Genomic DNA, 15,652 nt, shown 5'->3' on the forward strand with positions numbered 1-15,652 from the left:
AGTCTTATCCGCATGTAGCCAAACCGTAATAGGCTATCCTCACGCCCGAGATTTTTTACTTACGGTTACTCCCAAGACATGGTCGACATGGGATTGGAGTATATAATTTGTATTTTTCAAGCTGGGGAGGTAGGTTACTATTTGGCCAAGTTGTTTCCAACCTTGCCCCGAGGAAGTACGCTGCTACATGCATTAAATTAGAGGGGATCACGTTTTTTCCATCGTGCCCCTCCTTCCGCTACCGTCTACGTGAGCGAATACAGTGTTTTATCCCGCCTTTACTATCATCTTAATGATAGCAGGAACCTTGCTAGTTTATTCCTTGACGCTCTCTATATTCATGAAAGCTTACTTCTGATACATCTAATGCATTACATAGGACTTCGATAGGATACTGCTTTTCTAAGACTTGGATTGCTTTATATTTTTCTTCCTCACAGTGAAGTAAAGTCTCTATGTATGTTTTTAAAGCTTCTACTTCCAATTTCAAATGCTGTAACTGCTCTTCAACCTTATTATTTTCCAATGGCTTTGTTGTTTTTCTGATAGGTCTATCGAATGCTTCAGGACCATTCTTTTTATATTTTTTGATCCATTCATAAACATTATCCCGATGTCTTATTCCTAAATCAGCAATTACCTCTTGGACAGGTTGATCTTCTTCTAGAACTCGTCTAATAGCTTCTAGTTTTATCTCTTTTGTATATCTGCTATATAGTTGTCTTTTCTTTGTCAAAACCCATCCCCCTTACGACAAACACTACTCCCCCTAGTGTTTTTACTTATTGATCATGACGTAATTTATTTTACAATATGCATCATTACACAATCATTACAAAATCCTCATGTAGCAGTATCTATTCTAGCTCCAGTAACTCCTAGCCACTCCTCTAGCAATGTTTCATTATCTATAATTTATATCTCCTCCCCTTCATTGCGTCACCTATTAATACGTTTATCCTATAAGAATTGTTTCAAGATAATGGAAATTTAGTAGTTAATTTTTTCCCAATCAAATAAATTACCTGGATCAACCTTTCTTCCGGGAGCATAATCCTCATGACCAATCACATGGTACCGACTACGGGGAATCGTTGGATAACGCTTGTGGATATCATTTAGTAATAAGGACAGGGCTCTATACTGTGCTTCTGTATAACCTATAAAATCATCATGGAGGGAATCATAGATTTCCTCTGATACAATAGGAAGCATTTCTTCCCGAGTGCCTATCCCCATTAATTCAATCCCCATACTATATTCATTCAAATTATGGGGGAAAAATGGAAGGTACGGAAAGCTACTTCTACCAGCGTGAAAAGCTACGCGATCCTCTGCAACTAGTTGATAAACTGCACCATCTCGATCAATCAAGTAGTGTGTAGACACGCCATATTCCATTAATAACAGATAAAGATCAACTACTTGGTAAGGATTTTCCGGATTAGCTACAACATTGCTTAAGGAATGGATAACGATATGTGTAACCTCCTGCTCTCTAGGTACAGACAAGGTAGGTGGTAAATAGAGTTCCCTTATTTCTGGCAGCAGAGCCGCTTGTTCTAACTCTAATGCAGATAATTTATAGGGAGAGGACCATACTAGTATCAGGAATACGATAATCATTCTAAGATGTCTCATTTCACATCTCCTCTACTTTAAATCTTGCTATCAAACATTCCTTTTGTGATTCAGGTTAAAAAAGCTTACAATGTTCAAGGAAAGGAGATACCAACATGACAATAAACTACTCATTACCCAACGAAATAACAGCATTAATAAACGAAAAAAGAAGCCATTCTGATAAATTTCAAGATTTAATTAGACAAGGTGGGTATATGCCACCTAATAATGACCTGTTAATTGATGCCATTACTGCCCTTAGCATGGGCAAAAACGTATTATTAAAAGGTCCTACAGGAGCAGGAAAGACTAAATTTGCAGAAACCCTCTCTAATCTTTTTAATCAACCTATGTTTAGTGTGAACTGCTCAGTTGATTTAGATGCAGAAAGCTTACTCGGATTTAAAACATTATCCTATCAAGGAGAAAAACAAGTAATCGAATTTGTTCCTGGTCCAGTTATTAATGCCATGACAAATGGAACATTTCTATATATTGATGAGGTAAATATGGCTAAACCAGAGACATTACCTCTTATTAATGGTGTGCTAGATTACCGAAGAACGATAACAAATCCGTTTACCAATGATGTGATTACAGCAAAAGAAGGATTTGGTGTAATTGCTGCCATTAACGAAGGGTACATTGGTACTGTCCCCCTAAATGAAGCATTAAAAAACCGCTTCATTGTGCTAGAAATTCCATATATTGAAGGGGATCAATTAGAGCAACTAATTAAGACAAATACTCAGTTAACCGATGCAAAACTGATTGAACGCTTTGTGAAATTATCCTCCGATTTGATTCAAGCAGTTGTGCAAGGAAAGCTGTCTGAGGATGCCGCATCCATTCGCGCATTATTAGACGCGTGTGATTTAAGTGTCTTGATTCCACCAAAAAGAGCCGTCCTCCGCTCCATCGTGGATAAGTTAGATGAGGAAAGAGAAAAAGAGTTTGTGAAGAATTTAGCAGAAACTTATTTTTAGATAGGAGAATGCAAGATGCATGTCTTTAATGATGCAAGAGTTGATACCAGTCTATTCTTACAGCTTCAAGATCTTGCTAACGTCTTATCTGGTGATGCTACGATTAAGTTCGAATATAACTTCGGTTCTATCGTAGATCTTATCGATTACAAGCTCACTGCAAGTCGCTTTTGGGATAATACTAGTTATGAAATCAAAGAAGCTGGCTTAAAAACGGATGTCTATTTACGAGCTATAGGAACATTAAGGCACTCGACCATTCCTGAAATGAAAGCCTTTCTCGATCAAATAACAGAATCACCGTTACCTAAATTCGCCTATCAGCTGTTTGCTTTACTAGAGGACTTACGACTGGAGGAGATTATTAAACATGATCGACCTGGGACAACAAAAGCCTTTGCCATTCGTAGAGATGCATATCAGCATTACTTTTCTAGTCAGTTGGTTGTGAATGCGACGAGAAGCTTTCCCTTGGATGAGCTTTTTTGCTTAATCTATTTACAACTGGTATCAGATCGTCCAAATCCTTCCTTCCCTAAAGCAACGGCTGGACAGTTGCAGAAGTTGGAAGAATTAAAACCATTTCTATTCGAATTATTTGAAGCTAGAAGTACAGCGGATATAACAAGAATAACCGAACAAATTGTATTTCGTTTATCTGAGTACAAAGATACACTGAATGAATACTTTGTTTTTCCAGTTAGTCATGTGGAACGGTATGAGAAAAACACTCTTTTTGATGAACTGACAAGAACTGATTCATTAAATAATGATGATTTTGAAGAGGTGGATCAAGAGGAAAGTGAGTACTTTGACCAAGAGTTTTCCACCTGGCATCGGGAAAATAAAAATGAAAACCGGAAGCAGAATTTCTTACAGTTCGAATTAGAACAAGGGACAAATACAAGTATTTTAGGTGGTGGAGCTCGAGAAACGGAAGAGGGAGACCAAGCGGTAGCCTCTATTCAGGGAGCATCTAGCCAAAGCAAAGAGAACGATTACTCTGAAATGGAGGCACTAGAAAAGGATGAATCCTCTAAGCAAAGCGGAAAGACGGATGAATTTGGTGAGGAAAACAGGGATGCTATAAAAATAGATAAAGAAGCTAGTCCCCCAACACAAGAAGAAATAGAAGACTATCAACAATTTGTAAAGGATATTGAACCATACAAACGCAAATTAGCCAAAACAATTGAGAAAACGATTGAGCATAAAAAGAATGAACCACGGCGTGATCTCGTTTTCGGTAGATTATCGAAGAAGCTTTTACCGATTATTACGGACGATAACCCAAGAGTATTTTATAAGAAGAATGAAGATACGAATGAGTTTGATGCTGTATTTACCCTTCTCGTTGATTGTTCTGCATCCATGCATAATAAAATGGAAGAAACGAAGCGCGGAATAGTCCTCTTCCATGAGGTATTAAAGCATTTGAAAATTCCTCATTCTATCATCGGGTTTTGGGAAGATGCGAATGAAGTTAAAGAAGGCTATCAACCTAATTATTTTCACCGTATTCATACCTTTACGGATTCTTTTTATGAACAGAACGGGCCGAAAATCATGCAGTTAGAACCTGAAGAAGATAATCGTGACGGATTTAGTATACGAGTAATTTCGAAAGAGCTTGAAGCTAGAAGAGAAAAGAATAAATTCTTACTCGTTTTTTCTGATGGGGAGCCTGCCGCAGCCAACTATGACCAGAACGGTATAGTGGACACGAATCTAGCTGTTTCAGAAGCTCGTAAAAAAGGTATTGAAGTAATTGGTATGTTTTTAGCGAATGGTGAAATTGAAGAACGCGAAGACCATACTATGCAAAATATTTATGGAAGAGAACGAGTGATGATTCCTAGTGTAGCTGATCTACCTGAACATTTTGCACCGTTATTAAAAAAATTACTACTGAAGACCATTTAAGCTAATAAGTTCCTGTAGGCTACGTGAGACCCCTTCTTGAGGAGTCTCGCAGCCCACTGGTACTAAGGTAGACCTAGACGAGAAGTAGCTGAAAAATATAAATCTCACCCTGACTGATGATGCTATTGGGAAGACGATTCTAGCTCTCTACCCCAGCAGGTTAGTAAACTTGTAATAGCTGTTTCTAGCTCTGCTTCAGGTATCCCAGCGAAACCTAATAGAATTCTCGGAAATGAGCTAGATTGCTTTTCGATGGTATAGTTTGATAATGGGTATATCTTAAGCTGCGCATCTTTTGCACGCTGGACTAGTTTATCCTCCTTCCAGCCATTCCTCACCTCTAATACAACATGAAAGCCAGATAAATCACTTATTACCTCGACCACATCAGAATATGGCCTTAACAGGTGCAATGTTTTTTCCATCTTTCTCCGATAGACCTTACGCATGCGATTCAGATGTCTTTCAAAATCCCCTTCTTTCATAAAATGAGCGAGGATATGTTGATCAATTCTTGATACGGTACATTGAAAAAAGGACAGTTCCTTCTGATATCGACTTAGGAGCGACTTCGGTAATACCATGTAACTTATTCGTATAGATGGAATTAATGATTTGGAAAATGTGCCTAAATAAATAACCTTCTCTCTCTTATCCATGCTTTGTAAGGATGGAATAGATTTTCCACTGTAACGAAATTCACTATCATAATCATCTTCAATAATATAACGTTCATCACCACCCATGGCCCAATTTAATAATTTTATCCTTCTGTTTGCCGACAGAACTGATCCATATGGGAAATGATGAGACGGTGTTACATACATAATATCGATTGGGGAAGCTTCTAAGGAGTCTACTATTACTCCTTGGTCATCAACTTCTAATGGTATAACTTCATTTGGATAGTTTTTCAGAATACGAGAAATGACATGGTAGCCTGGGTCTTCCACACCGTATACAACGGATTGCCCCAATAATAAAATCAGCTGCTGTAGGAGCGTCTCAATACCCGCTCCAAGAATAATCTGTTCTGGAGAACAGTGCACCCCCCTTGCCTGATAAAGATAATGAACAATTTCTTCTCGTAGGACATACTCCCCTTGCCTGTCTCCCATTAATAATAAAGATTGATTTTCTATATCAATACTATTTTTGGCATGCTTTCTCCACTTAGCATATGGAAAATGTTCTGTATCAATCCAGCTCGGATGAAAATCATACCGAATTGGCTTTTTGCTCTCGGCGGATTGGTGATGCATGGGATTGATTTCTTGTACATATTCTAAGTCCTCCGAGGCTAAAACAAAATATCCTTTCCGAGGGACCCCTTCGACATAGCCTTCTGCAACCAATTGTTCATATGCAGTTTCGACTGTATTTTGACTAACCTTTAGAAATTCGGACAGCTTTCGTTTAGATGGTAGTTTTGTATTATGGGGAATTTGACCATTCATTATTTCGGTTTTGATATAGGTATATAGCTGTTCGTACAATGGAACTGCACTTTCTCGGTTCATTTCACATGATAACATCTTCATCCTACCCCTCCATTCTGGCATCATCAAATTATGTAAAACTGACACTTTCAACAATGCCAACTACTTTTTATAATAAATTAACATTCAAATAAATCAACTCATTAAATAGGGAGTGTTACGATTGGAAAAATTACTAGGCACAGAAACAGTAAAGCGTGGAATGGCACAAATGCAAAAAGGCGGCGTTATTATGGACGTTGTTAATGCAGAGCAGGCTAGAATTGCAGAGGCATCTGGCGCAGTTGCAGTCATGGCATTAGAGCGTGTACCGTCTGATATTCGTGCAGCTGGTGGTGTAGCTAGAATGGCAGACCCTCGTATTGTTGAGGAAGTAATGAGTGCTGTAAGTATACCAGTAATGGCAAAAGCCCGTATTGGACATATTGTTGAAGCTAGAGTGCTTGAGGCTATGGGTGTGGATTATATTGATGAAAGTGAAGTACTTACACCTGCTGATGAGGAGTTTCATCTACTAAAGCGTGATTTTACTGTTCCATTTGTATGTGGATGTCGTGATCTTGGTGAGGCTGCAAGAAGAATTGCAGAAGGAGCCTCAATGCTTCGTACTAAGGGGGAGCCCGGGACAGGGAATATTGTAGAAGCTGTCCGTCATATGCGTAAAGTTCAAGCGCAAGTTCGTAAAGTGATCCATATGAGCGATGACGAGCTGATGACAGAAGCGAAAAATCTAGGGGCACCTTATGACATATTAAAGGAAATTAAGGAAGCTGGGAAACTACCTGTCGTTAATTTTGCTGCAGGTGGTGTTGCAACACCTGCTGATGCTGCTCTTATGATGGAATTAGGCGCAGATGGTGTCTTCGTTGGTTCTGGTATCTTTAAATCAGAGAATCCACAAAAATTCGCCAGTGCAATCGTCCAAGCTACTACCTATTATAAAGATTATGACCTAATCGGTCGATTATCAAAAGAACTTGGCACTGCAATGAAAGGAATTGATATTTCAACACTTAGCCAAGAAGAACGTATGCAAGAGCGTGGCTGGTAAAAAAGCTATGTTTGCTAGGAAGGATGTGTCATAATGAGTGGGCTTGTAATTGGTGTACTTGGCTTGCAGGGAGCTGTAAGCGAGCATATTAACCAAATTGAAGCTTCAGGTTGTAAAGGGGTTATCGTAAAAAAGCCTGAACAACTTAAAGAGATTGATGGCTTAATTCTCCCAGGTGGAGAAAGTACTACAATGCGTAAACTAATTGATCGATATGGTTTTTTTGAGCCATTAAAACAATTTAGTAAACAGCGTAAGCCTCTGTTCGGTACTTGTGCAGGCATGGTCCTTGTCGCAAAAGAGCTTTCAGCATCATCTGAAGCTCACTTACAGCTAATGGATGTGTGTGTAAAACGAAATGCTTTTGGTAGGCAAAAGGAAAGCTTTGAAGCAGTACTACCGATAAACGGGCTTGACCTACCTTTTTCTGCTGTATTCATTCGAGCTCCATACATTGAGAAAGCAGCACAGCATGTTGAAATTCTCGCAACCTATGAAAACCATATTGTTGCAGCTAAACAAGATCATATTCTAGTTACTGCGTTTCATCCAGAGCTGACAAACGATACACGCATGATTGATTTTTTTATTGATATGGTAAAGAAATCAAAAAATACTGTCGCATTATAGCTAAAATACTAGTCTGAGTATTCAGACTAGTATTTTTATGTTATGATTCGTTTGGGAACTTCTTTACCGTTTATGCCGTATTAATACAAAGGGGGAATGATTATGGTACCATTCGAATCGGATTTTCATTCTGGGGTAGATTTTTTTGATTTTTTTCCTGTAATCTTTGGCATTGTATTTATGATAATAATTGGAACGATTATCTTTAATGCTGCAAAAGGGGTTGGACAATGGAGTAAAAATGAGCAATCACCTGAGTTATCTGTTCCTGCTATAGTAAAAGCAAAAAGAACAGAAGTAGATAATTTCCACCACCACAATCACGATATTCATCATCACCACATACATTCTAGTACAAGCAATTATGCAACCTTTGAGTTTACTAGTGGTGATCGAGTTGAATTTTCCCTATCAGCTAAAGAATATGGATTGCTAGCCGAAGACGACCTCGGTATTCTAACCTTTAAGGGAACACGATTTATTCGGTTTGAGAGAAATAAAGAGATACAGAATCACGTAACCTAACCGCTAGCTAGGAAAACAGCTAGTATTTTTTCTAACTATACTATATGATTACATCTATATGAGAATAAATTTAAACTCGAAAAAGGAGAACCTTATGTCGCATACAATTGATTATATTATTTCTAGTAATGCCGTTTTTACAGGTACTACGTCATCCCCTATACAGGCTGCTGTTCTCATTTCCAATAATAGAATTGTAGATGTCATTGATCAACAGCATATCGAGGAATATATTTCGAATCAAACTAAGGTTATTGATTTTGATGATAAACTGATTATGCCTGGCTTTCATGATTTTCATATCCATCTGCTGTTAGGCAGTATGTTAGAAGATAGTGTGTCATTATCTGAAGCTCGTTCTGCAACAGCTGTTGCAGATCTAGTAAAAGAATATGCAGATAAGCATCCGGATGCACCACTCATTATTGGTAGTGGCTGGGATGATAATACTTGGAATACGGCGGAGCAAGTCGATAAAAAGTACTTAGATGTGGCCGTTCCAGATAGACCTGTAATACTATATCAAGCAGAGTTTCATAGTGTTTGGGTTAATAGTGCTATGTTAGAGCTTGCCGGTATAACAAAGGATACAATGAATCCAGACTTTGGTGAAGTCATAAAAGATGAAAACGGAGATCCAACTGGATTATTACTAGAACATGCCGTTGGGCTCGTTACAAACGCAATGCCAATGAACTTAAAAGATAAAGAGCAGCTCCTTGAGAAATTCTTACGTGAATCGTCCCGATATGGTATTACTTCGGTACATGACTTGCTGAGATTACCAGAGATGAGTACAGAGGAAGCAGCTATTTATGCAGATTTTGAACAAAAGGGCAAGCTGACAACACGTGTACACTTTGTAGCACCGTTAAATGGCGATTTAGAAGAAGCAAAACGACTTCGTAATACGTATCATTCTAATATGGTACAGTTTACTGGATTTAAACAATTTATAGATGGGGTTATTACTAGCTATACTGCCTATTTACAAGATCCCTATACGAATAAGCCAGATTCAATAGGTAGTACCGTTTATCCTGAGGAAAGCATTAAGGAATGGACGATAGCTGCTGATAAGGAAAACTTCCGTGTCCGCTTCCACTGTATTGGCGATAAGGCTGTAAAGCTTGCATTAGATACGTTTGAAGAAGCACAGAAACGAAATGGAAATAGAGATGCACGGCATGCCATAGAGCATATTGAAATGATTAGAGAAGAAGATATCTCACGTTTCCAAGAATTAGGTGTGCTTGCTTCCATTCAACCAGAACATATCAATGGTTCTTCCTATGATGTATTTGAAGAATTGATTGGGAAGGAACGTATGCAGCGTTATATGCTACAAAAAACACTGATGGATCATGGAGCTACATTAGTTTACGGAAGTGATTATCCTGTTGTTGGTTTAAACCCTTTAACCGCTATTTATCGCGCTATAACACGACTAGATGACGAGAAAGTGGTTTGGAGTGAAGACGAGAAAATTACGCTTGCTGAAGCACTAAAGGCATATACCTATGCACCTGCCTATGGCTCATTTCGGGAAAAAGAACTCGGCACTTTAGAGGCTGGAAAATTAGCTGATTTAATTGTTTTGGATAAAGATTTATTTACAGTAACTCCTGAAGAAATAAAGACCGCCAATGTCATATTTACTATGGTGGATGGGAAGATTGTATTCGAAGGTATGTAAAGCCAGTTCAAAACGAGCTGGCTTTTTTCTTTATATCATATTCTCCACAAACACTTGAACGATTAGAGCTAGAGTCACGATACGTAAAATTGGCTTCATATATGCTGGTTTAATTTTTTCAGCTACTCGAACGCCAATTTGCGCTCCGATGAATGACCCACAAAGCAGCGCAAGTGTTAAACCCCACATAATCTTCCCTGATGCAATATACATCAGAGCTGCACCAATACAGCTTGAGAACGTCGCAAAACGCACATAGCCTACCGCCTTAATATAATCAATCTTTAAGTAGGCAAAGAGATAAAGCATTAATGTCCCTTGACCAGGGCCGAATAAACCGTCATAAATCCCGATACCATACAAGCCAGGAATACTTATTTTAGTTGGTTTTAGAACATTACCACCTTGAAAATTCCGCTTTCCAATCATAGAAGTTATAAGTGCCAATAATAATAGGATAATGGCAATGATATAGAGATGTTCAGGATGGAGTAACGTTGCAATTAATCCTCCACTCAGTCCGCCTGTAATACTAATCGGAACAATCCAGTAGCATTCTTTCAGTGAAACCTTCTTATGCTTGAGCAAATGAAAAAAACTCGAAAAAGAACTAACCGTATTAGATACTTTATTTGCGCCAATTGCGGAGTGAATTGGTATTCCTAATAACAACATCATCGGAAGACTAATTAATCCTCCCCCACCCGCTACTGTCCCTAGAGTTGTAGCGATAATTCCTGTCAAAAAGATAAAAATAAGATCCATACTGAATCCCCCCTGTATTCAGTATAGATCTTATTGGTAATTTGAAAAAATACTATATTTCTATCTACATTGATAACTATTTGTTATATCACTTGTTAATTAATTGCTTTAATTCCTTACTTAATTCACTTATTTCGACTACTGCTGTATTAATCGATGTAATTAGATCATGCTCACTTTCCAATGTAGAAACAATTTCTTGTGTGGATGATGCATTTTCCTCCGAAATATTTGCTACGTTTTCGAGCTGTTCTTGGATAGCTTTAAAATCAACTGTTACGGATTGAATCTCTTTCATGCCAATGGATAGACTAGTGCTCGTATCTTTAAAGGATTTCTTCAGCTCATCGAAGAAGGAAGATACCTCATTCAATAATTCCATTCCTTCACGAGCGGCAAGCTCTCCTTCAGTAGATTTTTCTTTAGCACTCTCTGACTTTTGAAACAGGTTATCCGTTACCTCCGTAATATCAACCGTAATACTAGCACTTTGTTCTGCTAGTTTACGAACTTCATCTGCTACAACGGCAAAGCCTTTTCCATACTCTCCTGCACGTGCGGATTCAATAGCAGCATTTAATGCTAGTAGGTTAGTTTGTTCTGCTATATCCCTAATACCTTGCAGCAATGAATTTACCCTACCTAAGCTGTCCTGTAAATCTGTTACTGTTAACGTAGTTGTGCCAATTGCATCATTTACCGTACGGATATGATTGGTTGCCTGTTGAACTTTTTCCCAACCTGCCTGCACTTCCCCATTCATATGCTCTGACTTTTCTACGATATTTTGCGAAATGGCTATCGTTTGATTTGTTTTCTCTAATGATGAGCCCATCGATTCATTAACCGTACTAACACTTTCTGCTTCATCTTGAATAGCAGTAGCCATTTGTTGAACCGAATCTAATACTAGCTCACTGGATTCAACTATTGTTGAAATATCCTTATTAAATTGACCTATTGTTGAATCTAATTTATTCGCGCCATCTTCAATTGTATGGAAAGTATCCTGCAGTTTATCTAGTAATTCCTTCGCTTCTAATTCTTTTTTCGATGACTCTTCTACTAAATCTCTTCCCCATTTCGTTAATAGATATAGCGCAATTAAAATTCCATCTACCAAAGCGATTACTGTAATAAATCCCTTTAAATTATCATCAATCGAAAGCAGATTTGTAGGCTCTAGGAAGTACAAAGCAAATAAAAGTATGTTTAATACGATACCGAATATTAATATTAATTCTTTTTTAAAATACAACGCAATCATAGCTATTGTTAAAAATATAAGGTAGTGCTTATTTAATGCAAATCCATCTATAACGAATAGCAGCATCACAACTAGGTTTGGGATTAGTGCAAAAATAAACCCTTTCACATAGGCTGGTATTGGCAAGAAATAGTTACCAGTAGAGATGATAATGACGACTAAACCAGCTATAATAATGCCAATACTATCTCCCACACCTCTAGCCAATACGATTGGTATTACTAACAGAAACGTGATGGCAAATAATAATATAAAATTTACTTTATGAACCCTTTTTGTATTATATGTATCTAAATGATTCATGGTCTTCCCCCTCATATACAAACTTACTCATACTACTATATCGTCATCTAATGCTTTATTGTGAAGTTTATTTATTTTTTTCAATATATGTCGTTTTGTTTGCCAGAGTTCTACTTGTTCCTATAAGCTAAATGTATTAGGTTTACTAGAGAATGTATTATCGACTTAGGAGGTTGTTTAACTTGAGAATTGGAATTATGGGGGCAGGTTCTTTAGGGACCATTATTGGTGCACTTATCTCGAAAGGGAATGAGGAGGTAGAATTAATCGATGTTTACGAAGACCATGTAAAGGCATTAAATGAACGCGGTGCAACCATTACTGGTACGATGAATGAAACGATTCCGGTTAAAGCTATTACACCAGCTGAAATGTCTGGAAACTATGATTTAATTTTATTACTTACTAAGCAAGTATTTAATCATGATGTTGTATCAAACTTGAAAAACTATTTACATCAGGACAGTGTTATTTTATCACTACAAAATGGTGTACCAGAAGAAAGCCTTGTCTCTATTTTAGGAGAAAAACGTGTTATTGGAGGTTCTGTTGAGTTTGGTGCTACTTTTAAGGAACCTGGTGTTTCTGAATTAACTACCGCAACAGAAGCTTTCCAAAGCAATGCTTTCCAAATAGGGGAATTAGATGGGTCTATTACAGATAGAGTGCAAAAAATAAAAGAGATTTTAGATCTTGTTGGTGGCACCCATGTTACAGATAATTTAGTTGGTACGAAATGGTCTAAGTTACTAGTTAATGTTGCTTTAAGTGGTATGTCAGCTGCACTTGGCTGTAACTTTGGTGAGGTTATTAAAGACGAAGCGAGTGTTTATAGTGCTGTATCATTAGCAGACGAAACGATTCGTGTTGGAGAAGCAGCTGGTGTAACGTTTGCTCCACTTGCTGGATTTGACTTAGGTGTCTTTAAACTAGCAGAAGATGAAAGTAATTTACCAACTGCTATTGGATTTGCTCGAAAAGCTTTCGAACCCCAAGCCTTACTAAGAGCAAGTATGCTCCAAGATCTAGAAAAACAAAGAAAAACGGAAATTGACTATATTAATGGATTCGTAGCTGCAAAAGGAAAAGAACTAGGTATTGCTACACCATATAACAATCTTGTTGTACAACTAGTTAAAAAGGCAGAAGAAGAAAAATCAGTACCTACCTTCGAAGGAAATATTGATTACTTTAAAGCACTTAAGAAGTAATTATTTTACTTATACGTTCTAAATCCTTTAAAGGGAACTAGATACCATTCTCAAGGCATCTAGTTCCCTTTTATTTATCGATTCCAATGTCGATGCCGTGCAACTGCTTGAACAAAGTGTCTTGCAAACTCATTCACATTTTCATCCGTTACTACTCCAGGTTTATTTACCATCTGGTTAGCCTCTAACCATTTCTTCCCTTCGCCTATTGCACCAATCGTTTTTTTATGACGATATGCTTCATCAATGAAATAAGCTGCTTTTTCATTAAACATTTTATCTGTGCTACTGCCGCGCACCATGAAGACAGCATCATATAATACGGATTGAGCAGTATAGACATTTTGCACAGCCTCTAATACAACACCATTGGTTCCTTTTACTGGTCCTAAATCTTCACTGATAAACTCTACTACGAGTCCTTCTTTCTTCCAATAATCAAGTATTGATTTTATTACATTACCGTGAAAGCCATCTGAAATAATGACAGCAACCTTACGTGTCTTAGCAGTCATCGTAGTATTTAATTGACTTAGCGCTGGGGATGCTTTTGTAACAGGAGAACCTCCCTCGGTTGGCGGTTTGACCCCAATATTTCTAGCAATGATTTGTGCTAACTGTAGATCAACATTAGCAAATAAATCTACATTTTGCTGGCGAACCGACTTGCTCTTTACCTTTCCTAACTCAAAGCTAAACGCATCGATAATATGCTTTTTCTCCGGCTCACTCATACTATTCCAGAACAGCTTTGCTTGAGAAAAGAAATCTGTAAAGCTCTTACTCCTCGCGCGAATTTTCTTACCGTCTACCTTCTCCTCATAATGCTTATATCCACCTTGCTCAGGTGACGCAGGTGCTGGAGTATTTCCTTGAAGAGAATTACGGTGGTAATTTACTCTGGCAACATTGATAGCCTGCCTATGAAATCCATCACGTTGATTATTATGGAATGGACAGATCGGCCTATTAATAGGAAGCTCATGAAAGTTAGGACCACCGAGCCGAATCAATTGGGTATCGATATATGAAAATAGGCGAGCTTGTAATAACGGGTCATTAGTAAAGTCAATGCCAGGTACAACATTCCCTGGATGAAATGCTACTTGCTCAGTCTCGGCAAAGAAGTTATCGACATTTTTGGTTAATGTCATTTTCCCAATGATTTTAACAGGTACTTCTTCCTCTGGAATCAGCTTGGTTGCATCTAATAAATCAAAATCAAATTTAAACTCATCTTCCTGTGGTACGATTTGTACTCCAAGCTCATATTCTGGATAATCTCCTCTTTCAATGGCATCCCATAAGTCGTTGCGGTGGAAATCAGGATCAATTCCCATCAGCTTTTGCGCTTCATCCCAAACTAGTGAATGTACCCCGAGCTTTGGCTTCCAGTGGAACTTAATAAAAAATGCCTCACCAGTTGCATTAACAAATCGAAACGTGTTAACCCCAAACCCTTCCATCATTCGAAAGCTTCTCGGTATAGCTCGGTCTGACATGATCCACATGACCATGTGTGCATTTTCAGGATTATTAGCAACAAAGTCCCAAAAGTTATCATGTGCAGTCGATGCCTGTGGAATATCATTATGAGGCTCAGGCTTGAATGAGTGCACTACATCTGGGAATTTAATTCCATCTTGTATAAAGAAGACTGGAATATTATTCGCTACGAGGTCATAGTTTCCTTCTTCTGTATAAAATTTCGTTGCAAACCCACGAGCATCCCTTGCCGTATCACCGGATCCTTTTGAACCGTTTACGGTGGAAAACCGGACAAATACTGGTACTTTTTTTGAAGTATCGGTAAAGATTTTCGCTTTCGTATACTGTTCCATACTTTCATAAAGCTGAAATTCACCATGAGCAGCAAATCCTCGAGCATGAACAACCCTTTCTGGAATCCTTTCATGATCAAAGTGGGTCATCTTCTCCCTAAAGTGAAAATCTTCCATTAGGGTTGGCCCCCGTACGCCAGCTGTTAAGGAAAGCTCATCCTCTGACACTCTAAGTCCTTGGTTAGTAGTCATATACTTCCCTTTGTCATCTACACGAAAAGACTCCAGTTGCGCATCCTTTTCGTTCTCATTTCGCTTATCCGTCATTCAGCATACCTCCCCATTAATGGATATGCTGTGATTAGTTCATTTATCCATATGAATTGAATAGG

Annotated in this window: 13 protein-coding genes; 7 read left to right on the forward strand and 6 right to left on the reverse strand. The window is 38.1% G+C overall.

Going from position 1 to position 15,652, the window contains the following annotated elements; genetic code table 11:
- Positions 1 to 310: 310 nt before the first annotated feature.
- Complete coding sequence (locus MKY78_RS05725; protein ID WP_339216874.1) at positions 311 to 736, reverse strand: transposase; 426 nt, start codon at positions 734 to 736, stop codon at positions 311 to 313.
- A gap of 254 nt (positions 737 to 990) precedes the next feature.
- Positions 991 to 1,641: an N-acetylmuramoyl-L-alanine amidase gene (locus tag MKY78_RS05730; RefSeq protein WP_339216875.1), complete on the reverse strand. Its 651-nt coding sequence runs from the start codon at positions 1,639 to 1,641 to the stop codon at positions 991 to 993.
- Between the two features lie 95 nt (positions 1,642 to 1,736).
- Here MKY78_RS05730 and MKY78_RS05735 point away from each other — a divergent pair, with 95 nt between their 5' ends.
- Together MKY78_RS05735 and MKY78_RS05740 are read left to right on the forward strand one after the other, a co-directional pair.
- On the forward strand, positions 1,737 to 2,609 hold the full coding sequence (locus MKY78_RS05735; protein ID WP_339216877.1) for a MoxR family ATPase: 873 nt from the start codon (positions 1,737 to 1,739) through the stop codon (positions 2,607 to 2,609).
- 15 nt (positions 2,610 to 2,624) lie between these two features.
- Positions 2,625 to 4,532, forward strand: a complete 1,908-nt coding sequence (locus tag MKY78_RS05740; RefSeq protein WP_339216879.1) for a VWA domain-containing protein — start codon at positions 2,625 to 2,627, stop codon at positions 4,530 to 4,532.
- 122 nt (positions 4,533 to 4,654) lie between these two features.
- Here MKY78_RS05740 and MKY78_RS05745 read toward each other — a convergent pair whose 3' ends face one another.
- On the reverse strand, positions 4,655 to 6,073 hold the full coding sequence (locus MKY78_RS05745; RefSeq protein WP_339216881.1) for a PLP-dependent aminotransferase family protein: 1,419 nt from the start codon (positions 6,071 to 6,073) through the stop codon (positions 4,655 to 4,657).
- Between the two features lie 121 nt (positions 6,074 to 6,194).
- Between MKY78_RS05745 and pdxS the strand changes: the two genes are divergently transcribed.
- From pdxS to MKY78_RS05765, 4 genes are all read left to right on the forward strand, one after another.
- Positions 6,195 to 7,082, forward strand: coding sequence for a pyridoxal 5'-phosphate synthase lyase subunit PdxS (gene pdxS, locus MKY78_RS05750; protein WP_339216883.1), 888 nt, complete (start codon positions 6,195 to 6,197; stop codon positions 7,080 to 7,082).
- A gap of 33 nt (positions 7,083 to 7,115) precedes the next feature.
- Positions 7,116 to 7,712, forward strand: a complete 597-nt coding sequence (pdxT, locus tag MKY78_RS05755) for a pyridoxal 5'-phosphate synthase glutaminase subunit PdxT (RefSeq protein ID WP_339216885.1) — start codon at positions 7,116 to 7,118, stop codon at positions 7,710 to 7,712.
- A gap of 102 nt (positions 7,713 to 7,814) precedes the next feature.
- A complete protein-coding gene (locus MKY78_RS05760; RefSeq protein ID WP_339216887.1) occupies positions 7,815 to 8,237 on the forward strand; it encodes a DUF2500 domain-containing protein in 423 nt (140 codons plus the stop codon).
- Between the two features lie 94 nt (positions 8,238 to 8,331).
- Positions 8,332 to 9,933: an amidohydrolase gene (locus tag MKY78_RS05765; RefSeq protein WP_339216888.1), complete on the forward strand. Its 1,602-nt coding sequence runs from the start codon at positions 8,332 to 8,334 to the stop codon at positions 9,931 to 9,933.
- Positions 9,934 to 9,963: 30 nt separating this feature from the next.
- On the opposite strand, the gene MKY78_RS05770 is transcribed toward MKY78_RS05765, so the two are convergent.
- Together MKY78_RS05770 and MKY78_RS05775 are read right to left on the reverse strand one after the other, a co-directional pair.
- Positions 9,964 to 10,698, reverse strand: coding sequence for a sulfite exporter TauE/SafE family protein (locus MKY78_RS05770; protein WP_339216889.1), 735 nt, complete (start codon positions 10,696 to 10,698; stop codon positions 9,964 to 9,966).
- A gap of 88 nt (positions 10,699 to 10,786) precedes the next feature.
- Positions 10,787 to 12,268, reverse strand: a complete 1,482-nt coding sequence (locus MKY78_RS05775; protein WP_339216891.1) for a methyl-accepting chemotaxis protein — start codon at positions 12,266 to 12,268, stop codon at positions 10,787 to 10,789.
- A 182-nt stretch (positions 12,269 to 12,450) separates the two neighbouring features.
- Here MKY78_RS05775 and MKY78_RS05780 point away from each other — a divergent pair, with 182 nt between their 5' ends.
- Positions 12,451 to 13,479, forward strand: coding sequence for a ketopantoate reductase family protein (locus tag MKY78_RS05780; RefSeq protein WP_339216893.1), 1,029 nt, complete (start codon positions 12,451 to 12,453; stop codon positions 13,477 to 13,479).
- 74 nt (positions 13,480 to 13,553) lie between these two features.
- Here MKY78_RS05780 and MKY78_RS05785 read toward each other — a convergent pair whose 3' ends face one another.
- On the reverse strand, positions 13,554 to 15,587 hold the full coding sequence (locus tag MKY78_RS05785) for a catalase (RefSeq protein WP_339216895.1): 2,034 nt from the start codon (positions 15,585 to 15,587) through the stop codon (positions 13,554 to 13,556).
- Positions 15,588 to 15,652: the final 65 nt, after the last annotated feature.

It is taken from the genome of Ornithinibacillus sp. FSL M8-0202 (genome assembly GCF_037975285.1).
GTDB lineage: Bacteria > Bacillota > Bacilli > Bacillales > Amphibacillaceae > Ornithinibacillus > Ornithinibacillus massiliensis.